Source organism: Escherichia sp. E2562 (assembly GCF_005781075.1).
Classification (GTDB): domain Bacteria; phylum Pseudomonadota; class Gammaproteobacteria; order Enterobacterales; family Enterobacteriaceae; genus Escherichia.
Window position 1 is genome coordinate 253,121 of record NZ_VATM01000008.1, and the last position, 23,170, is coordinate 276,290.

Genomic DNA, 23,170 nt, shown 5'->3' on the forward strand with positions numbered 1-23,170 from the left:
GAATTGGCAAGATTTTTGTAGGCCGGATAAGGCGTTCACGCCGCATCCGGCATGAACTACGCGCACTTTGTCAACAATCTGACGTTAGCTTCAGAAGTGAGTATTAATGCTCATATACCACGTACGTCCCGGCTCGTTATAGGTATACGCCCCGGCACCTGCGATATAGTTGGCTCCTGCCAGATCGCCCGTGGTCTGGGCATTACCCGCACGCCACAAACGTTTGTCGAACAGGTTGTCCACGCCGCCGGTCAGACTGACATTCTTGGTCACATCCCAGGTCGCGCTCAGGCCAACAATGCTGTATGGACTGATTTCTTTGGTTTCCGGTCCAACCGCTGGCTGACCTTTATAGTTGTACTTCTTCGGCTGCTGTTTGCCGTACCAGGTGAAGGTCGTTTGCATCGACAAATCTTCCCGTGCCTGCCAGCTCAGCGTTGAGTTCAACGTATATTCCGGGATGATCGACAAACGGTCGCCCGTGGTTTTGTTTTCACTCTTCAGCATATAAGTGATGTTATTGGTCCACATCACCGTTTCGCTAACCGGTACGTTTAACGATCCTTCCAGACCTTCAACCACCGCTTTCGGCACGTTATCCCACTGGTAGAGATCGGTGCCAGCCGCATTTTGCCCTACAGCCACATAGCCCGCTTCAATCTTATTGCGATAATCGTTACGGAACCAGGTCACACCCGCCAGCCAGCCGTCGCGTTTGAACTCCAGACCAATCTCTTTGTTGATACTGGTTTCCGCTTTCAGGTCATCGTTCCCCTGCAGATAGCAGCCGCCCGCGCTGGCGTAACAGCCCTGACCTTTACTGTAGAGAATGTAGTTCGGGTTGGTCTGGTACAGGCTCGGCGCTTTATAGGCGCGGGCAATGCCCATTTTCAGCGTGAAGTCATCGCCTAAACCTTGCGATATGTTCAGCGCCGGGCTCCAGTTATCGCCAACAATGCTGTGATGATCGAAACGCAGCCCTGGCGTTACGATGGTGCTGTCAGTCAGCTCCATGTTGTTTTCGGCAAACAACGAGAAAATTTCTGCTTTTGAATATGGGCTACGGTCGGTGGCGCTCACGCCATCAATAGCACCACCGGTATTCGTTCCGGTCAGCGCCTGGGTGTTGGAACTTAAGTCCTTCATCCGCTGCTGATTCCACTCCGTACCCAGCGTCAACGTCTGGTTAACGAGAAAATCAATCGGCAGGTTAACTTCGCTGTGCAACATCACGTCATCAAGATCGATATCGACGAAATCCTGTGTCGCTTTTTCGTTAAATTTCCCTTCGGTGCCGCCCGCCAGACCTTCCGGAATACGCGAGTTACGCGTGTGTTCGTACTGTACCCAGTTGCTGGTGGTCACACCGTTATCCCAGCCGCCGTTCCAGGTCAGTGAGTAGTTCTGGCGATACAAGCGGTTAGTTTCATCGCCATATTTTGAGCGGGTATAGGAATCGGAGTTGGTGTTCTGTGTGTCGCCCGCATACAGGTTGCCCTGGCGGCTGTAGCCTGCTTCCAGTTCGAGTGATTGCAGAGGCGCGAAGTCCCAGCGAACTACGCCATTAATATCCTTGTTGATCACCCCTTCGCGCCCGGCGGGCAGCGTATCCGCATATGTACCGGCACGCGCGGACTGATGCCCCTGGTTAATATCCCACGCGTCGGCCTGGGTTTTGTCGAGGTTGCCATATAGACGGAAGCTGAATTCATCTCCCAGCGGACCGGTCAGGCTGAAGTTGGTACGTTTGGTGGCACCTTCCTCTTTATGTTCTGGGGCGTTGAAATAAGCATCCCAGGAGCCATGCCACTCACCGCTGCCTTTTTTGGTAATGATGTTAACCACGCCGCCCGCAGCGCCGTTACCATAACGCGCAGCTGCCGGACCACGCAGAACTTCAATACGTTCAATCATTTCAGGCGGCACCCAGGAGGTATCACCACGGGTATCGCGCTCGCCGCGCCAGCCCTGACGTACTGAGTTGCGGCTGCTGACCGGCTTGCCGTCAATCAAAATCAGCGTGTTTTCCGGCCCCATGCCGCGAATATCAATCTGGCGGTTATTACCACGTTGACCACTGGTGGAGTTGCCGGTCAGGTTAACGCCTGGCATGGTACGGATGATTTCCGACACATCGCGGGCAACGGGGTTTTTGCGGATTTCATCTGCGGTGATGGTAGAAACGCCAGGCGCTTGCAAGTTCTGCTCGGCGGCGGTAACGACAATGGTATCGTCATGTGAAACAGGAGTATCGGTTGGCTCTTGTGCCTGTGCTACCCCATAAATCCCCAGATTGACCAACAAGGCCAGGGAATGAATCTTCTTGTTCATTGTTTTATTCCTGCATTTTTGCCACGAATTGCAACTGTCGGGCATGGTCGTCATCAACACGACGCATCCCGCTACCGCGAAAACCTTTGATCCTGAAAGACACGCAGTGCAGTTGGTTAATAAATGTCCGCGCTTCCCACGGCGCGCCATTACGCTATTGCAAATGCAAATAGTTATCAATAATATTATCAATATATTTCTGCGATCAATGAAAAAATTCACAATAAACATAAGGTTATGATGTGGCGGCGTTAAAGGTGGGAAGTGATAGCTGGTGGCAGTCGAAACATGGCCCTGAATGGCAGCGTCTTAATGACGAAATGTTTGAGGTCACTTTCTGGTGGCGTGATCCACAAGGTTCTGAAGACTACTCGACGATAAAGCGCGTATGGGTCTACATCACTGGCGTCACCGATCACCATCAAAATAGCCGCCCCCAGTCGATGCAGCGAATTGCAGGTACCGATGTCTGGCTGTGGACGACACAACTCAATGCCGAATGGCGCGGCAGCTACTGTTTTGTTCCCAGCGAACGCGATGACATTTTTTCTGCACCATCCCCCGATCGCCTCGAATTGCGTGAAGGCTGGCGAAAACTATTACCCCAGGCGATAGCCGATCCGCTGAATCCACAAAGCTGGAAAGGCGGTCGAGGGCACGCTGTCTCTGCACTCGAAATGCCGCAAGCGCCTCTGCAACCTGGTTGGGATTGTCCGCAAGCGCCAGAAATACCTGCCAAAGAAATTATCTGGAAAAGTGAACGGTTGAAAAATTCACGCCGTGTATGGATTTTTACCACCGGAGATGTAACAGCAGGAGAACGTCCGCTGGCAGTTTTGCTTGATGGCGAATTTTGGGCGCAAAGTATGCCTGTCTGGCCTGCGCTGACTTCGCTGACCCATCGTCAGCAACTTCCTCCCGCCGTGTATGTGTTGATCGACGCTATCGACACCACGCACCGCGCCCACGAACTGCCGTGTAATGCCGATTTCTGGCTGGCAGTACAGCAAGAGTTATTACCCCTGGTGAAAGCTATTGCCCCTTTTAGCGATCGTGCCGATTGCACCGTGGTCGCCGGGCAAAGTTTTGGTGGGCTTTCCGCGCTGTATGCCGGACTGCACTGGCCTGAACGCTTTGGTTGTGTATTAAGCCAGTCAGGATCGTACTGGTGGCCGCATCGGGGCGGGCAGCAAGAGGGCGTGTTACTTGAACAGCTAAAAGCTGGTGAAGTTAGCGCCGAAGGTCTGCGCATTGTGCTGGAAGCGGGTATTCGCGAGCCGATGATCATGCGGGCCAATCAGGCGCTGTATGCGCAATTACACCCCATAAAAGAATCCATTTTCTGGCGTCAGGTTGACGGCGGACATGATGCGCTTTGTTGGCGCGGTGGCTTGATGCAGGGGCTAATCGACCTCTGGCAACCGCTTTTCCATGACAGGAGTTGAATATGGCATTCAGTAATCCCTTCGATGATCCACAGGGAGCGTTTTACATTTTGCGCAATGCGCAGGGGCAATTCAGTCTGTGGCCGCAACAATGCGCGTTACCGGCAGGCTGGGACGTTGTGTGTCAGCCGCAGTCACAGGCGTCCTGCCAGCAGTGGCTGGAAGCCCACTGGCGTACTCTGACACCGGCGAATTTCACCCAGTTGCAGGAGGCGCAATGAGCCAGCATTTACCTTTGGTCGCTGCACAGCCCGGCATCTGGATGGCAGAAAAACTGTCGGATTTACCCTCCGCCTGGAGCGTGGCGCATTACGTTGAGTTAACCGGAGAGGTTGATGCGTCATTACTGGCCCGCGCGGTGGTTGCCGGATTAGCGCAAGCAGATACGTTGCGGATGCGTTTTACGGAAGATAACGGCGAAGTCTGGCAGTGGGTCGATGATGCGCTGACGTTCGAACTGCCAGAAATTATCGACCTGAGAACCAACATTGATCCGCACGGTACTGCGCAGGCATTAATGCAGGCAGATTTGCAACAAAATCTGCGCGTCGATAGCGGTAAACCACTGGTCTTTCATCAGCTGATACAGGTGGCGTATAACCGCTGGTACTGGTATCAGCGTTATCACCATTTGCTGGTCGATGGCTTCAGTTTCCCGGCCATTACCCGCCAGATCGCCAACATTTACCGCGCATGGCTGCGTGGCGAACCAACGCCTGCTTCGCCGTTTACGCCTTTCGCTGATGTGGTGGAAGAGTACCAGCAATACCGTGAAAGCGAGGCCTGGCAGCGTGATGCGGCATTCTGGGCGGAACAGCGTCGTCAACTGCCGCCGCCCGCGTCACTTTCTCCGGCACCTTTACCGGGGCGCAGCGCTTCGGCAGATATTTTACGCCTGAAACTGGAATTTACCGACGGGGAATTCCGCCAGCTGGCTACGCAACTTTCAGGTGTGCAGCGTACCGATTTAGCCCTTGCGCTGGCGGCTTTGTGGCTGGGGCGATTGTGCAACCGCATGGACTACGCCGCCGGATTTATCTTTATGCGCCGCCTGGGATCGGCAGCGTTGACGGCGACCGGACCCGTGCTCAACGTTTTGCCGTTGGGTATTCACATTGCGGCGCAAGAAACGCTGCCGGAACTGGCAACCCGACTGGCGGCTCAACTGAAAAAAATGCGTCGCCATCAACGTTACGATGCAGAACAGATTGTCCGTGACAGCGGACGCGCGGTGGGAGAGGAACCGTTGTTCGGTCCGGTACTCAATATCAAGGTATTTGATTACCAGCTGGATATTCCTGGTGTACAGGCGCAAACCCATACCCTGGCAACCGGTCCGGTTAATGACCTTGAGCTGGCCCTGTTCCTGGATGAACACGGTGATTTGAGTATTGAGATCCTCGCCAATAAACAGCGTTACGCTGAGCCAACGTTAATCCAGCATGCTGAACGCCTGAAAATGCTGATCGCCCAGTTCGCCGCGGATCCGGCGCTGTTGTGCGGCGATGTCGATATTATGCTGCCAGGTGAGTATGCGCAGTTGGCGCAGATCAACGCCACTCAGGTTGAGATTCCAGAAACCACGCTTAGCGCGCTGGTGGCAGAACAAGCGGCAAAAACACCGGATGCTCCGGCGCTGGCAGATGCGCGTTACCAGTTTAGCTATCGGGAAATGCGCGAGCAGGTGGTGGCGCTGGCGAATCTGCTGCGTGAGCGCGGCGTTAAACCAGGGGACAGCGTGGCGGTGGCACTACCGCGCTCGGTCTTTTTGACCCTGGCGCTACATGCGATTGTTGAAGCAGGTGCGGCCTGGTTACCGCTGGATACCGGCTATCCGGACGATCGCCTGAAGATGATGCTGGAAGATGCGCGTCCGTCACTGTTAATCACCACCGACGATCAACTGCCGCGCTTTGCCGATGTTCCTGATTTAACCAGCCTTTGCTATAACGCCCCGCTTACCGCACAGGGCAGTGCGCCGCTGCAACTTTCACAACCGCATCACACGGCTTATATCATCTTTACCTCTGGCTCCACCGGCAGGCCAAAAGGGGTAATGGTCGGGCAGACGGCTATCGTTAACCGCCTGCTTTGGATGCAAAATCATTACCCGCTCACGGGCGAAGATGTCGTTGCCCAAAAAACGCCGTGCAGTTTTGATGTCTCGGTGTGGGAGTTTTTCTGGCCGTTTATTGCCGGGACGAAACTGGTGATGGCTGAACCGGAAGCGCACCGCGACCCGCTCGCTATGCAGCAATTCTTTGCCGAATATGGCGTAACGACCACGCACTTTGTGCCGTCGATGCTGGCGGCGTTTGTTGCTTCGCTGACACCACAAACCGCTCGCCAAAGTTGCGCGACGTTGAAACAGGTTTTCTGTAGCGGTGAAGCCTTACCGGCCGATTTATGCCGCGAATGGCAGCAGTTAACCGGTGCGCCGTTACATAATCTGTATGGCCCGACGGAAGCGGCGGTAGATGTCAGCTGGTATCCGGCTTTTGGCGAAGAACTGGCACAGGTGCGCGGCAGCAGCGTGCCGATTGGTTATCCGGTGTGGAACACGGGCCTGCGCATTCTCGATGCGATGATGCATCCGGTGCCGCCGGGTGTGGCGGGAGATCTCTATCTCACCGGCATTCAACTGGCGCAGGGGTATCTTGGACGACCCGATCTGACCGCCAGCCGCTTTATTGCCGATCCTTTTGCCCCAGGTGAACGGATGTACCGTACTGGAGACGTTGCCCGCTGGCTGGATAACGGCGCGGTGGAGTACCTCGGGCGCAGTGACGATCAGCTAAAAATTCGCGGGCAGCGTATCGAACTGGGCGAAATCGACCGCGTGATGCAGGCGCTGCCGGATGTCGAACAGGCTGTTACTCATGCCTGTGTAATTAACCAGGCGGCAGCCACTGGTGGTGATGCGCGTCAACTGGTGGGCTATCTGGTGTCGCAATCAGGCCTGCCGCTGGATACCAGCGCATTGCAGGCGCAGCTTCGCGAAACATTGCCACCGCATATGGTGCCCGTGGTTCTGCTGCAACTTCCACAGTTACCACTTAGCGCCAATGGCAAACTGGATCGCAAAGCCTTACCGTTGCCTGAACTGAAGGCACAAGCGCCGGGGCGTGCGCCGAAAGCGGGCAGTGAAACGATTATCGCCGCGGCATTCGCGTCGTTGCTGGGTTGTGACGTGCAGGATGCCGATGCTGATTTCTTTGCGCTTGGCGGTCATTCACTACTGGCAATGAAACTGGCAGCGCAGTTAAGCCGACAGTTTGCCCGCCAGGTGACGCCGGGGCAGGTGATGGTCGCGTCAACCGTCGCCAAACTGGCAACGATTATTGATGGTGAAGAAGACAGCTCCCGGCGTATGGGATTCGAAACCATTCTGCCGTTGCGTGAAGGTAATGGCCCGATGCTGTTTTGTTTCCATCCGGCGTCCGGTTTTGCCTGGCAGTTTAGCGTGCTCTCGCGTTATCTCGATCCACAGTGGTCGATTATCGGTATTCAGTCGCCGCGCCCTTATGGACCCATGCAGACGGCGGCAAATCTGGATGAAGTCTGCGAAGCGCATCTGGCAACGTTACTTGAGCAACAACCGCACGGTCCTTATTACCTGCTGGGGTATTCGCTGGGCGGTACGCTGGCGCAGGGCATTGCGGCGCGGCTGCGTGCCCGTGGCGAACAGGTGGCATTTCTTGGCTTGCTGGATACCTGGCCGCCAGAAACGCAAAACTGGCAGGAAAAAGAAGCCAATGGTCTGGACTCGGAAGTGCTGGCGGAGATTAACCGCGAGCGCGAGGCCTTTCTGGCAGCCCAGCAGGGAACGGCGTCGACAGAGTTGTTTACCACCATTGAAGGCAATTATGCCGATGCAGTGCGGCTATTAACCACCGCCCATAGTGAACCGTTTGATGGCAAAGCGACGCTGTTTGTTGCGGAGCGTACACTTCAGGAAGGTATGAGCCCCGAACGCGCCTGGTCGCCGTGGATAGCAAAGCTGGATATTTATCGCCAGGATTGCGCGCATGTGGATATTATTTCTCCAATCGCATTTGAAAAAATTGGACCAATTATTCGTGCCGCGCTAAATAAATAACTTTATCTTAAATGCGAATCCATAATTACGATAAATAATTATGGATTTTGTTATTTATCGTATTAATATTTACTGAGTGGTTTGTCTGAAAATGCGCCAAACATTGCGTTTGCTGCGTGGAATTTACAAAGTTCAGCTTCGGATAATTCTCACCAACTGGTAAAGTGTGCGCCGTGGAAATTTACCCTCATTGGACTCATTTTCAGGTTATACCGTATGTCAACACTGAATATTAAGCAGGAAAGCGACTCGCATTTTCCCGATTATCATCTGGCGCCAGCCGGTAATAATGAAATTGATTTACTTAATCTTATCGAAGTTTTATGGCACGCAAAAAAACAGATCATGGCTGTCGTTTTTGCCTTTGCCTGTATCGGGTTGCTGGTGTCATTTATCCTACCGCAAAAGTGGACCAGTGCGGCGGTTATAACGCCGGCAGAACCTGTGCAATGGCAAGATCTGGAGAAAACATTTACTAACCTTCGGGTACTGGATCTGGATATCAAAATTGATCGTACAGAAGCATTTAACCTGTTTATCAAGAAGTTTCAGTCTGTTAGCTTGCTGGAAGAATACTTGCGTTCATCACCTTATGTGATGGACCAATTGAAAGAGGCGAAAATCGACGAACTAGATTTGCATCGCGCAATTGTCGCATTGAGCGAAAAAATGAAAGCGGTGGATGACAATGCCAGTAAGAAAAAAGATGAACCGTCATTGTATACCTCCTGGACGCTAAGTTTCACCGCACCCACCAGTGAAGAGGCACAGAAAGTGTTGGCCGGGTATATCGATTATATCTCTGCGTTGGTGGTGAAAGAGTCGCTAGAAAATGTGCGTAATAAGCTGGAAATCAGAACCCAGTTTGAAAAAGAAAAGCTGGCGCAGGATCGCATTAAAACGAAAAACCAACTTGATGCAAACATTCAGCGGCTCAATTATTCACTCGATATTGCTAATGCAGCAGGCATTAAAAAACCTGTTTACAGTAATGGTCAGGCAGTAAAAGATGACCCTGATTTTTCTATTTCTCTCGGCGCAGACGGTATTGAACGCAAACTGGAAATTGAAAAAGCGGTCACCGATGTTGCGGAACTGAATGGTGAATTACGTAATCGTCAGTATCTTGTAGAACAATTAACAAAAGCAAATGTCAACGATGTTGATTTTACGCCGTTTAAATATCAGTTGCGTCCGACTTTGCCGGTGAAAAAAGACGGTCCGGGCAAAGCGATTATTGTGATCCTTTCCGCGTTGATCGGCGGTATGGTGGCTTGTGGTGGCGTGCTGTTGCGCCATGCGATGGCATCCAGAAAACAGGATGCCATGATGGCAGACCACTTAGTTTAAATCTTTGCGGTTGAAGGTGCCGTTCTTCCGAGCGGCACCACGAGCGGCGTTCCGGCTACCGGATCGTCAATAATCATGCAGCGCAGACCGTAAATGCGCTCGATCAATTCAGCAGTGACAATCTCCTTCGGCGCTCCCTGAGCAACAATTTTCCCTTCCCGCAATGCAATCAAATGGCTGGCGTAACGACAGGCCTGATTAAGATCGTGCAGCACTGCCACCAGGGTATAGCCTTTCTCACGGTTCAGTTCGCTTAGCAGTTCCAGCAAATCAATTTGATGACTGATATCCAGCCAGGTCGTTGGTTCATCAAGCAGCATAATCGCCGTTTCCTGGGCCAGCACCATCGCGATCCACGCCCGCTGGCGTTGTCCGCCGGAGAGGGTATCCACGCTTTGATCCGCCAGATGAGTTATTCCCGTGGCCTGCATCGCATTCGTTACCGCTTCTTCATCTTCTTTGCGCCAGCGGGTAAACAGCGGTTGATGCGGGTAACGCCCCCGCGCTACCAGCTCCTGCACGGTGATATCTCCCGGCGTGGTAGCATTTTGCGCCAGTAGACCAATCCGGCGTGCAACTTCTTTACTGGCGTAATGTTGAATGTGCTCGCCATCCAGCCAGACATGCCCGTGAGCAGGCGTCATCAGGCGGCTTAGGGTACGCAGTAACGTGGATTTACCGCAGCCATTTGGCCCGATAATTGCCGTGAAGTGACCATCAGGAATTTCTACAGTCAAATTTTCCGCAACGGTATATTTGCCATATCCGAGGGTTAACTGTTCGCCGCGCAAACGGGCTACTGATTCGGTCATTTTTTGCGAGACTCCTGAATTAACAAGACGATAAGGTAAATACCGCCGAGGCTGACGGTAACGACACCAACCGGAAGTTGATACGGCATAAACAGTTGTTGAGCGCAGAGATCTGCTGCCAGCAGTAACAACGCCCCGCACAGCGCCGCCTGGGTCAGCCCCCAGCGAGCGGTGCCGCTAATGCGTCGGGCAATGTGCGGCGCGACTAGAGCAATAAAGGAAATCGGCCCGGCAAGCGCCGTTGCCGCAGCGGTAAGCACCACCGCCACCAGCATCATTAACAGACGCGAACGTTCGACACTGACGCCCAGCGCGCAGGCGGTGTCATCGCCCATCTCCAGCAAGCGCATTCGCCGTACCAGTAAGGCGGCGGCAATGAGCATCAATATAATGATGGGCGCGGAAGGCGAGGTTTTTGCCCACGTCAGGCCGTTGAGCGATCCGGCATTCCACAAACCCGCTGTTAGCGCCGTTTCTAAAGACGCTTTCAGCAACAGCCAGGTATTAAAGGCCACCAGCATGGCGCGAACGCCGATGCCGATAATAATTAACCGAAAGGTGTCGATACCGTTACGCCAGGCGAGCAGCCAGACCAGCAGCGAGGTGACAATGCCGCCCGCCATTGCTGCCAGCGCGATAGCCGTCAGATCCTGACCAAACAGCACCATCGCCACCAGCACGCCGCTCCACGCTCCGGTGTTAAAGCCCATTACGTCAGGGCTGCCGAGTGGGTTACGCATCAGCGACTGAAAAATCGCGCCGCTGACGCCCAGCGCCGCGCCGATCAACAGCGCCATCAGCACGCGCGGTAAACGCCATTCGGTGACTACCATCGTCATACTACGCGGTGCGTCACCCATCAGCGCGGCGAATACCTGCGAGGTTTCCAGCGTGACGGCACCGCTGCGTAATCCCCAGACACTCGCCACCACGCAGGCGGTAATCAGCAGTAAGCAGGTGATGATTAATCGGCGAGAGACGTAAATCATGCGCCACCTCGTGTTTTACGTCGCACGAGGAAGATCAGCACCGGAGCACCAATAAAGGCACTGACCACGGAAACGCGCAGCTCGCCGGGCACAATCACACGCCCGATGATATCGGCAAACAGCAACAGGGCAGGGGTAGCGAGTAGCGTGACGGGCAGCGACCAGCGATGATCGGCACCTACCAGCCAACGCGCCATATGCGGCATCATCAGGCCAATAAAGGCAATCGGGCCAACTACCGCCGTCGCACTACCGCAAAGCACGGTAATCGCCAGCAGACCAATCAACTGTGTGCGCGCCACGCGACTGCCCAGCGCCGTCGCGGTGTCACTGCCAAGGCTTAAACTGTTCAGCGCGCGACTCAGTAATAGCGCAGTTGCTCCGGCGATCAGCACCGGGATCAGCACCACTTTTAAAGTGTGTAGATTACGAATATCCAGCGAACCGGCTTGCCAGAAACGCAGTTGATCGTAGACGTCAGGATTAAGCAGGGCGATGCCGCTGGTCAGTCCTTCCAGTACCGCCGCCAGCGCCACGCCCGCCAGGGTTAAACGCACCGGACTTAATTGCCCGCCGCCCTGGCTGCCGGTAAAGGCTACAATCAACGAGGCCACCAGCGCCCCGGCGAAGGCCATCGCCAGTTGTTCCTGCGCGGATGAGTAACCAAACAGCGCCGCACCCAGCACAATGGCAAAGCTGGCTCCGGCGTTCACGCCAAGCAAGCCGGGGTCGGCAAGTGGGTTTCGGGTGAGGGTTTGCATTAACGCCCCGGCAAGCCCAAGCGCACTGCCTGCCAGTAAACCGGCAAGGGTACGCGGCAGTCGCGCGTCGAGGACGATGGTGCAGTCGGCGCTCTGACAGGTGCCGGAGAGGGCCTCCAGCACGACGGAAGCGGGGAGTGATTTTGCCCCAATGAGCAGGCTTAATGCCGTCGCGATAATCAGTAATAACAGCAATCCGGGCACGGCAATGGCGCGTGTCACGGCAACAGAACCAGACATACGAACTTCCATGATAATGAAATTAATTATCGTTATCGATCTTATTTGGATATGTTAGCATGTGCAGCCTAAGAATAGGTATTTAAAATATTTGATGGCAAGGCATTGTAATGAATAAACAATCCTGGCTGCTTAACCTCAGCCTGTTGAAAACGCACCCGGCGTTTCGCGCAGTATTCCTCGCTCGTTTTATCTCTATTGTTTCTCTGGGGTTGCTCGGCGTCGCGGTGCCGGTGCAGATCCAGATGATGACGCATTCTACCTGGCAGGTGGGGCTTTCGGTGACGCTGACCGGCGGCGCGATGTTTGTCGGTTTGATGGTCGGCGGCGTGCTGGCGGATCGCTATGAGCGCAAAAAAGTGATTCTGCTGGCGCGCGGCACCTGTGGCATTGGCTTCATTGGACTGTGCCTGAACGCGCTGCTGCCGGAGCCGTCTTTGCTGGCAATCTATTTACTCGGATTATGGGATGGCTTTTTCGCGTCACTTGGCGTTACGGCGCTACTGGCGGCGACACCTGCACTGGTAGGGCGTGAAAATTTAATGCAGGCCGGGGCGATCACCATGTTGACCGTGCGGCTGGGATCGGTGATTTCGCCTATGATTGGCGGCTTACTGCTGGCGACTGGCGGTGTAGCCTGGAACTATGGGCTGGCGGCGGCGGGCACGTTTATTACCTTGCTACCGTTGTTAAGCCTTCCGGCGTTGCCACCGCCACCGCAGCTGCGTGAGCATCCGTTGAAATCATTACTGGCAGGATTTCGTTTTCTGCTCGCCAGCCCGCTGGTGGGCGGCATTGCGCTGCTGGGTGGTTTATTGACGATGGCGAGCGCGGTGCGAGTACTGTATCCGGCGCTGGCTACCAACTGGCAGATGTCGGCGGCACAGATTGGTTTTCTCTATGCGGCGATCCCGTTCGGCGCGGCTATTGGTGCGTTAACCAGCGGGAAGCTGGCACATAGTGCGCGACCAGGGTTATTGATGCTGCTCTCCACGCTGGGATCGTTCCTCGCCATTGGTCTGTTTGGCCTGATGCCGATGTGGATTTTAGGCGTGGTTTGTCTGGCGCTGTTCGGCTGGCTGAGCGCGGTCAGTTCGTTGCTGCAATATACAATGCTGCAAACACAGACGCCGGAAGCGATGTTAGGGCGGATTAACGGTTTGTGGACGGCACAGAACGTGACGGGCGATGCCATAGGCGCGGCGCTGCTGGGCGGTTTGGGAGCGATGATGACACCGGTTGCTTCCGCAAGCGCGAGCGGTTTTGCTTTGTTGATTATCGGCGTGTTGTTGTTGCTGGTGCTGGTGGAGTTGCGGCGTTTTCGCCAGACGCCGCCGCAGGTGACAGCGTCCGACAGTTAATGCTTAAAACAGCGCCTTAAGTCGTTCCAGCACTTGCATGGCGCTGTAGTAATCCAGTCGGAACGTCTCGGTTCCCAGCGCATAAACCTGCTTGTTTTGTACTGCAGGCAGGTGCGCGAGCAGCGGATTGGCATAAATTGCATCGGCATCTTTCTGATCACCAGCGAACAGGAATAGTGACTCGCCATTTAACCCTGCCGCCAGATTTTCCCCACCAAGCTGAATGATGTCATGGCGTTTGCCCTGGCTTTGGCTGGCGTTTAACCCTGCGGGCAACTTCGCCAGCGTAAAGCCGAGTTGTTCCAGCATCTGCCCTTGTGCTGATTCCGGCGTCCAGAGATTGGCGCTGTGCGCGGCAGCAGTATAAACAATGGCGGTAACCGGCTGCGGCGGCAGTTTGATCTGCGCTTTCGCCGCCGCCAGTTGCTTATCAAACTGTGCAATCCGCTCTGCCGCTTGTCTCTCATGCCCGGTAATTTCGCCTAACTGCGTTAATAGCGACTGCCAGCTTTTGTCGTCGTAATTGATGATTAATGTCGGGGCGATGGTGGAAAGCTGATCGTACAGCGCCAGCGCCGAATCCCCGCCTGTTGCGCTAATTAAAATCAGATCCGGCATTTGCGCGGCAACGGCTTCGGCGCTCGGTTCGCCGATATAGAGGCGCTGCAGTTTGCGTTCTTTCGCCACCTCGCTCCACTGGCGTAAAAAGCCCTGGTCATCCGCGACGCGGTTATTTGGCGTAGTTGCACCACTGGCAATCACTGGGGCATCAATCGCCAGCAACGAACCCGTCAGCGTGACGCTGGTTGAGACGATGCGCTGTGGCTGGCTTTCCAGCATATGAGTGCCGCGGCTGTCAGTCACCTGACGCGGCCAGTCGGCGGCCTGCACTGCGGATATTCCTGAAAGTAAAAAGCCTGTTAGTAGAAGAGCGGTGCGGTAGAGCGGGGCGAGTCTCACAAATCAGCGTCCTGTTATTAATGAAGTTAATGCTTCTCATTTTCATTGTAACGACAACCAGATGCAACCCCGAGTTGCAGATTGCGTTACCTCAAGAGTTGACATAGTGCGCGTTTGCTTTTAGGTTAGCGACCGAAAATATAAATGATAATCATTATTAAAGCCTTTATCATTTTGTGGAGGATGATATGGATACGTCACTGGCTGAGGAAGTACAGCAGACCATGGCAACACTTGCGCCCAATCGCTTTTTCTTTATGTCGCCGTACCGCAGTTTTACGACGTCAGGATGTTTCGCCCGCTTCGATGAACCGGCTGTGAACGGGGATTCGCCCGACAGTCCCTTCCAGCAAAAACTCGCCGCGCTGTTTGCCGATGCCAAAGCGCAGGGCATTAAAAATCCGGTGATGGTCGGGGCGATTCCCTTCGATCCACGCCAGCCTTCATCGCTGTATATTCCCGAATCCTGGCAGTCGTTCTCCCGTCAGGAAAAACAAGCTTCCGCACGCCGTTTCACCCGCAGCCAGTCGCTGAATGTGGTGGAACGCCAGACAATTCCGGAACAAGCCACGTTTGAACAGATGGTCGCCCGCGCCGCCGCTCTTACCGCCACGCCGCAGGTCGACAAAGTGGTGTTGTCACGGTTGATTGATATCACCACCGACGCCGCCATTGATAGCGGCGTATTGCTGGAACGGTTGATTGCGCAAAACCCGGTTAGTTACAACTTCCATGTGCCGTTGGCTGATGGTGGCGTTCTGCTCGGGGCCAGCCCGGAACTGCTGCTACGTAAAGACGGTGAGCGTTTTAGCTCCATTCCGTTAGCCGGTTCCGCGCGTCGTCAGCCGGATGACGTGCTCGATCGCGAAGCAGGTAATCGTCTGCTGGCGTCAGAAAAAGATCGCCACGAACATGAACTGGTGACTCAGGCGATGAAAGAGGTACTGCGCGAACGCAGTAGTGAGTTACACGTTCCCTCCTCTCCACAATTGATCACCACCCCGACGCTGTGGCATCTCGCAACTCCCTTTGAAGGTAAAGCGAATTCGCAAGAAAACGCACTGACTCTGGCCTGCCTGCTGCATCCGACCCCCGCGCTGAGTGGTTTCCCGCATCAGGCCGCGACCCAGGTTATTGCTGATCTGGAGCCGTTCGACCGCGAGCTGTTTGGCGGCATTGTAGGTTGGTGTGACAGCGAAGGTAACGGCGAGTGGGTGGTGACAATCCGCTGCGCGAAGCTGCGGGAAAATCAGGTGCGTCTGTTTGCCGGAGCGGGGATTGTGCCTGCGTCGTCACCGTTGGGTGAGTGGCGCGAAACAGGCGTCAAACTTTCTACCATGTTGAACGTTTTTGGATTGCATTAAGGAGCGAGGATGAGCATTCCATTCACCCGCTGGCCGGAAGAGTTTGCCCGTCGCTATCGGGAAAAAGGTTACTGGCAGGATTTGCCGCTGACCGACATTCTGACCCGCCACGCCGCGAGTGATAGCATCGCGGTTATCGACGGCGAGCGGCAGTTGAGTTACCGGGAGCTGAATCAGGCGGCGGATAACCTCGCCTGTAGTTTGCGCCGTCAGGGCATTAAACCTGGTGAAACCGCGCTGGTACAACTGGGTAACGTCGCTGAACTTTATATTACCTTTTTCGCGCTGCTGAAACTGGGCGTTGCGCCGGTGCTGGCGCTGTTCAGCCATCAGCGTAGTGAACTGAACGCCTATGCCAGCCAGATTGAACCCACATTGCTGATTGCCGATCGCCAACATGCGCTGTTTAGCGGGGATGATTTCCTCAATACTTTCGTCACAGAACATTCCTCCATTCGCGTGGTGCAACTGCACAACGACAGCGGTGAGCATAACTTGCAGGATGCGATTAACCATCCGGCAGAGGATTTTACTGCCACGCCATCACCTGCTGATGAAGTGGCCTATTTCCAGCTTTCCGGCGGCACTACCGGCACACCGAAACTGATCCCGCGCACTCATAACGACTACTACTACAGCGTGCGCCGTAGCGTCGAGATTTGTCAGTTCACACAACAGACGCGCTACCTGTGCGCGATCCCGGCGGCTCATAACTACGCCATGAGTTCGCCGGGATCGCTGGGGGTATTTCTTGCTGGCGGCACTGTCGTTCTGGCGGCCGATCCCAGCGCCACGCTTTGCTTCCCATTGATTGAAAAACATCAGGTTAACGTCACCGCGCTGGTGCCACCGGCAGTCAGCCTGTGGTTGCAGGCACTGGCTGAAGGCGAAAGCCGGGCGCAGCTTGCCTCGCTGAAACTGTTACAGGTTGGTGGCGCACGTCTTTCTGCCACGCTTGCGGCGCGTATTCCCGCAGAGATTGGCTGCCAGTTACAGCAGGTATTCGGCATGGCGGAAGGGCTGGTGAACTACACCCGACTTGATGATAGCGCGGAGAAAATTATCCATACCCAGGGCTACCCAATGTGCCCGGACGATGAAGTGTGGGTTGCCGATGCCGATGGAAATCCACTGCCGCAAGGGGAAGTTGGACGCCTGATGACGCGCGGGCCGTATACCTTCCGCGGTTATTACAAAAGTCCACAGCACAATGCCAGCGCCTTTGATGCCAACGGTTTTTACTGTTCCGGCGATCTGATCTCTATTGATCCAGAGGGCTACATCACCGTGCAGGGGCGCGAGAAAGATCAGATCAACCGTGGCGGCGAGAAGATCGCTGCCGAAGAGATCGAAAACCTGCTGCTGCGCCATCCGGCGGTGATCTACGCCGCACTGGTGAGTATGGAAGATGAGCTGATGGGCGAAAAAAGCTGTGCTTATCTGGTGGTAAAAGAGCCGCTGCGCGCGGTGCAGGTGCGTCGTTTCCTGCGCGAACAGGGTATTGCCGAATTTAAATTACCGGATCGCGTGGAGTGTGTGGATTCACTTCCGCTGACGGCGGTCGGGAAAGTCGATAAAAAACAATTACGTCAGTGGCTGGCGTCACGCGCTTCAGCCTGAAGGAGAGAACACGATGGCTATTCCAAAATTACAGGCTTACGCGCTGCCGGAGTCTCACGATATTCCGCAGAATAAAGTCGACTGGGCCTTTGAACCGCAACGTGCCGCGTTGTTAATCCATGATATGCAGGATTATTTTGTTAGCTTCTGGGGTGAGAACTGCCCGATGATGGAGCAGGTGATCGCGAATATTGCTGCGTTGCGCGACTACTGCAAACAGCACAATATCCCGGTTTATTACACCGCCCAGCCGAAAGATCAGAGCGATGAAGATCGGGCGCTGTTGAATGATATGTGGGGGCCGGGCCTGACCCGCTCGCCGGAACAGCAAAAGGTGGTGGATCGCCTGACGCCAGATGCCGACGACACGGTGCTGGTGAAGTGGCGCTACAGCGCGTTTCATCGTTCTCCGCTGGAGCAAATGCTCAAAGAGAGTGGGCGTAACCAGCTGATTATTACCGGGGTATATGCCCACATTGGCTGTATGACCACCGCAACCGACGCATTTATGCGCGATATTAAACCGTTTATGGTGGCGGATGCACTGGCCGATTTCAGTCGTGACGAGCATTTGATGTCGCTGAATTATGTGGCCGGACGTTCTGGCCGGGTGGTGATGACCGAAGAATTACTGCCAGCACCTATCCCCGCCAGCAGAGCGGCGCTGCGTGAGGTGATCCTGCCGTTGCTGGACGAGTCCGATGAACCGTTCGATGACGACAACCTGATCGACTACGGTCTGGATTCGGTGCGGATGATGGCGCTGGCGGCGCGCTGGCGCAAAGTGCATGGCGATATCGACTTTGTAATGCTGGCGAAAAACCCGACCATCGACGCCTGGTGGAAGCTACTCTCCCGCGAGGTGAAATAATGGATTTCAGCGGTAAAAATGTCTGGGTAACCGGCGCAGGTAAAGGAATCGGCTACGCCACGGCGCTGGCATTTGTTGAGGCGGGAGCGGAAGTTACAGGTTTTGATCAAGCGTTCGCTCAGGAGCAATATCCCTTTGCGACCGAAGTAATGGATGTTGCCGATGCTGCGCAGGTGGCGCAGGTATGTCAGCGACTGTTAGCTGAAACGGAGCGACTGGACGTGCTGGTTAATGCGGCGGGAATTTTGCGCATGGGCGCGACCGATCAGCTCAGTAAGGAAGACTGGCAACAGACTTTTGCGGTCAATGTCGGCGGTGCGTTTAACCTGTTCCAGCAGACCATGAATCAGTTTCGTCGCCAACGGGGCGGGGCGATTGTCACTGTGGCGTCCGACGCTGCGCACACGCCGCGTATTGGCATGAGTGCTTATGGCGCGTCGAAAGCGGCGCTGAAAAGCCTGGCGTTGAGCGTCGGACTGGAACTGGCGGGTAGCGGTGTGCGCTGTAATGTGGTTTCGCCGGGTTCAACCGACACCGATATGCAACGCACGCTGTGGGTGAGCGATGACGCCGAAGAGCAGCGTATTCGCGGCTTTGGCGAGCAGTTTAAACTCGGTATTCCGCTGGGGAAAATTGCCCGTCCACAAGAGATCGCCAACACGATTTTGTTCCTCGCTTCCGATCTCGCCAGCCATATCACCCTACAGGATATCGTGGTAGATGGCGGCTCAACGCTGGGGGCATAAGCATGATCTGGAAACGCCATTTAACGCTCGACGAACTGAACGCCACCAGCGATAACACAATGGTGGCGCATCTGGGAATTGTGTATACCCGTCTGGGCGATGATGTGCTGGAAGCCGAAATGCCGGTTGATACCCGTACTCATCAGCCGTTTGGCCTGCTGCATGGCGGCGCGTCGGCAGCGCTGGCGGAAACGCTGGGATCGATGGCCGGATTTATGATGACCCGCGACGGACAGTGTGTGGTGGGCACGGAACTTAACGCCACCCATCATCGCCCGGTGTCTGAAGGCAAGGTGCGCGGTGTCTGCCAGCCGCTGCATCTTGGGCGGCAAAATCAGAGTTGGGAAATCGTTGTTTTCGATGAACAGGGGCGGCGTTGCTGCACTTGTCGGCTGGGTACGGCAGTTTTGGGATGAGCCCGACAGAATTAAATGAGATTGCAGGAAAACTCGGTTAACGGAGTGATCGAGTTAACATTGTGAAGTTAAATATTGGTTTCAACTCCGATTTACATGGTTGCCGTGTTGTTAAATTGTACAAAGATGTTATAGAAACAAAATGTAACATCTCTATGGACACGCACACGGATAACAACTATGAACAAATCAGGGAAATACCTCGTCTGGACAGTGCTCTCTGTAATGGGAGCATTTGCTCTGGGATACATTGCTTTAAATCGTGGGGAACAGATCAACGCACTGTGGATTGTGGTTGCGTCGGTCTGTGTCTATCTGATCGCTTACCGTTTTTATGGTCTGTATATCGCCAAAAATGTGCTGGCGGTTGACCCGACGCGTATGACGCCAGCAGTGCGCCATAACGATGGGTTGGACTATGTACCGACAGACAAGAAAGTGCTGTTCGGTCACCATTTTGCGGCCATTGCCGGAGCAGGCCCGCTGGTGGGGCCAGTGCTGGCAGCGCAGATGGGCTACCTGCCGGGGATGATCTGGCTGCTTGCCGGGGTGGTTCTCGCTGGTGCAGTGCAGGACTTTATGGTGCTGTTTGTTTCTACGCGCCGTGACGGTCGTTCGCTGGGTGAGTTGGTCAAAGAAGAGATGGGGCCAACCGCCGGGGTGATTGCGCTGGTCGCCTGCTTTATGATCATGGTCATTATCCTTGCCGTGCTGGCGATGATCGTGGTGAAAGCCCTGACTCATAGCCCGTGGGGAACGTATACCGTTGCGTTTACCATTCCGCTGGCGCTGTTTATGGGGATCTACCTGCGCTATCTGCGTCCGGGGCGTATTGGCGAAGTGTCGGTCATCGGTTTGGTGTTCCTGATTTTCGCCATTATCTCTGGCGGCTGGGTGGCAGAAAGCCCGACCTGGGCGCCGTACTTTGACTTTACCGGCGTGCAGTTGACCTGGATGCTGGTGGGTTACGGTTTTGTGGCGGCGGTGCTGCCGGTGTGGTTGCTGCTGGCTCCGCGTGACTACCTCTCTACCTTCCTGAAAATCGGGACTATCGTCGGTCTGGCGGTAGGCATTTTGATTATGCGCCCGACGCTGACCATGCCTGCGTTGACTAAATTTGTTGATGGTACTGGCCCGGTATGGACTGGTAACCTGTTCCCGTTCCTGTTTATCACCATCGCCTGTGGCGCGGTGTCTGGCTTCCATGCGCTGATCTCTTCCGGTACCACGCCGAAGATGCTGGCGAACGAAGGGCAGGCGTGTTTTATCGGCTACGGCGGAATGTTAATGGAATCCTTCGTGGCGATTATGGCGCTGGTTTCTGCCTGTATCATCGATCCGGGCGTTTACTTCGCCATGAACAGCCCGATGGCGGTGCTGGCTCCGGCAGGGACGGCGGATGTAGTCGCTTCTGCCGCGCAGGTAGTGAGTAGCTGGGGCTTTGCGATTACCCCGGATACGCTAAACCAGATTGCCAGCGAAGTGGGTGAACAGTCGATCATTTCCCGTGCGGGCGGTGCGCCGACGTTGGCGGTGGGGATGGCCTACATTCTGCACGGCGCGCTGGGCGGCATGATGGATGTGGCGTTCTGGTATCACTTCGCCATTCTGTTTGAAGCACTGTTTATTCTGACTGCAGTAGATGCAGGTACGCGTGCTGCGCGCTTTATGTTGCAGGATCTGCTGGGCGTGGTTTCTCCGGGCCTGAAACGGACCGATTCACTGCCTGCTAACCTGCTGGCAACGGCGCTGTGCGTGCTGGCGTGGGGCTACTTCCTCCATCAAGGGGTGGTCGATCCGCTGGGCGGTATTAACACTCTGTGGCCGCTGTTTGGTATAGCCAACCAGATGCTGGCAGGGATGGCGCTGATGCTCTGTGCCGTAGTGCTGTTCAAAATGAAACGTCAACGTTACGCCTGGGTGGCGCTGGTACCAACGGCCTGGTTGCTGATTTGTACCCTGACCGCAGGCTGGCAGAAAGCGTTTAGCCCGGATGCGAAAGTCGGCTTTCTGGCGATTGCTAACAAGTTCCAGGCAATGATCGACAGCGGCAATATTCCGTCGCAGTATACTGAGTCACAGCTGGCGCAACTGGTGTTCAACAACCGTCTGGATGCTGGGTTGACCATCTTCTTTATGGTGGTCGTGGTGGTTCTGGCACTGTTCTCGATTAAGACGGCACTTGCGGCATTGAAAGAGCCGAAGCCAACGGCGAAAGAAACGCCGTATGAGCCAATGCCGGAAAATGTCGAGGAGATCGTGGCGCAGGCGAAAGGCGCGCACTAAAGTCAGAGTGTGGGGGGGATGTTGGTATAGTGCCGAGCGTTCCCCTTACTCTCAGCAATTCCAGTCCGGATAAGGCGTTCGCGCCGTATCCGGCAATATTTCAGCAACCTGATCACCGGAGGTATTGATGTTTGATTCACTGGCAAAAGCCGGAAAATATTTAGGTCAGGCGGCGAAGCTGATGATTGGTATGCCTGATTACGACAACTATGTCGAACATATGCGGGTTAATCATCCAGATCTAACGCCGATGACTTACGAAGAGTTTTTCCGTGAGCGGCAGGACGCGCGCTACGGTGGAAAAGGCGGCGCGCGCTGCTGCTAAATTTGTACGTCAGGCTTTAAACGATTCCACTTTTTCGAACGCTGCACGCAACGTATCAGGTGTCAGCGTGACCGGCAGGTAATGAATGGATTCGACCGGACGCAAGATGTGGGCAATCACTTTGTCGATCTCTGCCTGATTATTGATATCCACTTCCAGCTCCGCCAGCGTAGTCGGCAGATGAAAACGCTGATACGCTCCAGTTAATTGCGCGAGCACATCATCCTGACCCAGCAAGGCGCTTTGCACCAGAATTCCGTAGGCGACTTTGGTGCCGTGGAGAAACTTCTCGGTTTGCGGCAGTACAGTCAGACCGTTGTGCACGGCATGGGCCGCCGCCACACGCGTAAAACGATCGCCCAGACCACCGACCATTCCGCCTCCGGCAATAATGGCATCCACCACATCGCAAAATGATTGTGTTAACTGCTGATTTTGCTGATCGGCAAGCGCCTGCTCGCTACTGTTTAACAAGACGTCGCGAATGGCCTGCGCGTTATTAATCCCCAGACGCACGGTTAGCGGCAACGTTTCTGGTTGCGGGGCCAGTACTACCGCTTCATACCATTTCGCCAGCGTGTCACCGATCCCCGCCAGCAGATATTGTTGCGGCGCATTGAGGATAATCTCCGGTTCCACCAGCACCATAAAATTGGCGTCGTCGAAAATCTCATAATTCAGCGCCTGTCCGGCATCGTTATACCAGACGGAGAGCGGTGTCCAGGCTGCGCAGGTAGTGGCGATCGTCGGAACGGCAACAAACGGCAGACCGAGACGGCGGGCGAGGGCTTTCGCGGTGTCGAGCAGTGCGCCGCCGCCGACGCCAATCACCACGCTGCGATCGTCACCGGACTCAGCCGCCAGTTGTTGTACATCGCTTTCGCTGCAATGACCGCGAAACAAAATATGCTTTGCCCCTGGCAGCCCAAACGCTGGCGGAAGTTTGGTTTGCGCCGCAGCAATGGCGCGTTCGCCGTAGATCCACACCGCGCGAGAAAGCTGTTCATCAGTGAAAAAATCGTGCAGGTGATTGAGACTTCCTGGATGTGAAAAGTAGTTAGCCGGGCCGACGACGACGCGGATGGGATTGTGAGGCATGTTGTGTTGTCCTTATTGTTTTATTTAGACATCTAAACGTCTTGATTGCCAAATACTAGCATCGTGTTATAGTGCCTTCAACACGCAACTTCGTCA

Annotated in this window: 18 protein-coding genes; 12 read left to right on the forward strand and 6 right to left on the reverse strand. The window is 54.9% G+C overall.

Annotated features, from left to right (window positions below):
- Positions 1-90: 90 nt before the first annotated feature.
- Positions 91-2,331 (reverse strand): siderophore enterobactin receptor FepA, encoded by a 2,241-nt coding sequence (gene fepA, locus FEK43_RS14245; RefSeq protein ID WP_130206415.1) that lies wholly within the window; start codon positions 2,329-2,331, stop codon positions 91-93.
- A gap of 242 nt (positions 2,332-2,573) precedes the next feature.
- On the opposite strand from fepA, the gene fes reads away from it, so the two are divergent.
- The 4 genes from fes (at position 2,574) to wzz(fepE) (ending at position 9,225) form a co-directional block, all read left to right on the forward strand.
- Positions 2,574-3,776 (forward strand): enterochelin esterase, encoded by a 1,203-nt coding sequence (gene fes / locus FEK43_RS14250; protein WP_130206417.1) that lies wholly within the window; start codon positions 2,574-2,576, stop codon positions 3,774-3,776.
- Between the two features lie 2 nt (positions 3,777-3,778).
- Positions 3,779-3,997, forward strand: coding sequence for an enterobactin biosynthesis protein YbdZ (ybdZ, locus tag FEK43_RS14255; RefSeq protein WP_000885787.1), 219 nt, complete (start codon positions 3,779-3,781; stop codon positions 3,995-3,997).
- Complete coding sequence (gene entF, locus FEK43_RS14260) at positions 3,994-7,875, forward strand: enterobactin non-ribosomal peptide synthetase EntF (RefSeq protein WP_135406176.1); 3,882 nt, start codon at positions 3,994-3,996, stop codon at positions 7,873-7,875. The genes ybdZ and entF overlap by 4 nt, the downstream gene beginning before the upstream one ends.
- A gap of 216 nt (positions 7,876-8,091) precedes the next feature.
- Entirely contained in the window at positions 8,092-9,225 is a 1,134-nt protein-coding gene (wzz(fepE), locus tag FEK43_RS14265) for an LPS O-antigen length regulator Wzz(fepE) (RefSeq protein WP_130206421.1), read from the forward strand.
- Here the strand turns inward: wzz(fepE) and fepC are convergent.
- Genes fepC through fepD form a run of 3 tightly spaced genes read right to left on the reverse strand, consistent with a single transcriptional unit; the run spans position 9,222 to position 12,027 of the window.
- Positions 9,222-10,037, reverse strand: a complete 816-nt coding sequence (gene fepC / locus FEK43_RS14270) for an iron-enterobactin ABC transporter ATP-binding protein (protein WP_130206423.1) — start codon at positions 10,035-10,037, stop codon at positions 9,222-9,224. The genes wzz(fepE) and fepC overlap by 4 nt on opposite strands.
- Positions 10,034-11,026: an iron-enterobactin ABC transporter permease gene (fepG, locus tag FEK43_RS14275; protein ID WP_130206425.1), complete on the reverse strand. Its 993-nt coding sequence runs from the start codon at positions 11,024-11,026 to the stop codon at positions 10,034-10,036. Before fepG ends, fepC begins: the two co-directional genes overlap by 4 nt.
- Complete coding sequence (gene fepD / locus FEK43_RS14280) at positions 11,023-12,027, reverse strand: Fe(3+)-siderophore ABC transporter permease (RefSeq protein ID WP_130206427.1); 1,005 nt, start codon at positions 12,025-12,027, stop codon at positions 11,023-11,025. The genes fepG and fepD overlap by 4 nt, the downstream gene beginning before the upstream one ends.
- Positions 12,028-12,137: 110 nt before the next feature.
- Between fepD and entS the strand changes: the two genes are divergently transcribed.
- Positions 12,138-13,388, forward strand: a complete 1,251-nt coding sequence (gene entS, locus FEK43_RS14285; RefSeq protein ID WP_135406177.1) for an enterobactin transporter EntS — start codon at positions 12,138-12,140, stop codon at positions 13,386-13,388.
- Between the two features lie 3 nt (positions 13,389-13,391).
- On the opposite strand, the gene fepB is transcribed toward entS, so the two are convergent.
- Positions 13,392-14,348 carry a Fe2+-enterobactin ABC transporter substrate-binding protein gene (gene fepB, locus FEK43_RS14290; RefSeq protein ID WP_135406178.1) on the reverse strand — a complete coding sequence of 319 codons (957 nt, stop codon included), beginning with the start codon at positions 14,346-14,348 and terminating at the stop codon, positions 13,392-13,394.
- 188 nt (positions 14,349-14,536) lie between these two features.
- Here fepB and entC point away from each other — a divergent pair, with 188 nt between their 5' ends.
- From entC to FEK43_RS14325, 7 genes are all read left to right on the forward strand, one after another.
- Positions 14,537-15,712, forward strand: coding sequence for an isochorismate synthase EntC (entC, locus tag FEK43_RS14295; RefSeq protein ID WP_135406179.1), 1,176 nt, complete (start codon positions 14,537-14,539; stop codon positions 15,710-15,712).
- Between the two features lie 9 nt (positions 15,713-15,721).
- Positions 15,722-17,332 (forward strand): (2,3-dihydroxybenzoyl)adenylate synthase EntE, encoded by a 1,611-nt coding sequence (gene entE / locus FEK43_RS14300; protein WP_130206435.1) that lies wholly within the window; start codon positions 15,722-15,724, stop codon positions 17,330-17,332.
- A 13-nt stretch (positions 17,333-17,345) separates the two neighbouring features.
- Positions 17,346-18,203, forward strand: a complete 858-nt coding sequence (gene entB / locus FEK43_RS14305) for an enterobactin biosynthesis bifunctional isochorismatase/aryl carrier protein EntB (protein ID WP_135406180.1) — start codon at positions 17,346-17,348, stop codon at positions 18,201-18,203.
- Complete coding sequence (gene entA / locus FEK43_RS14310; RefSeq protein WP_135406181.1) at positions 18,203-18,949, forward strand: 2,3-dihydro-2,3-dihydroxybenzoate dehydrogenase EntA; 747 nt, start codon at positions 18,203-18,205, stop codon at positions 18,947-18,949. The genes entB and entA overlap by 1 nt, the downstream gene beginning before the upstream one ends.
- 2 nt (positions 18,950-18,951) lie before the next feature.
- Positions 18,952-19,365, forward strand: a complete 414-nt coding sequence (entH, locus tag FEK43_RS14315) for a proofreading thioesterase EntH (protein ID WP_000637953.1) — start codon at positions 18,952-18,954, stop codon at positions 19,363-19,365.
- 180 nt (positions 19,366-19,545) lie between these two features.
- Entirely contained in the window at positions 19,546-21,651 is a 2,106-nt protein-coding gene (gene cstA, locus FEK43_RS14320) for a pyruvate/proton symporter CstA (protein ID WP_131161029.1), read from the forward strand.
- Positions 21,652-21,778: 127 nt separating this feature from the next.
- Complete coding sequence (locus FEK43_RS14325) at positions 21,779-21,976, forward strand: YbdD/YjiX family protein (RefSeq protein WP_135406182.1); 198 nt, start codon at positions 21,779-21,781, stop codon at positions 21,974-21,976.
- Between the two features lie 9 nt (positions 21,977-21,985).
- Here the strand turns inward: FEK43_RS14325 and hcxA are convergent, their stop codons facing one another.
- The gene (hcxA, locus tag FEK43_RS14330; protein WP_135406183.1) at positions 21,986-23,074 is read right to left on the reverse strand and encodes a hydroxycarboxylate dehydrogenase HcxA; all 1,089 of its coding nucleotides are present in this window, start codon (positions 23,072-23,074) and stop codon (positions 21,986-21,988) included.
- Positions 23,075-23,170 lie beyond the last annotated feature (96 nt).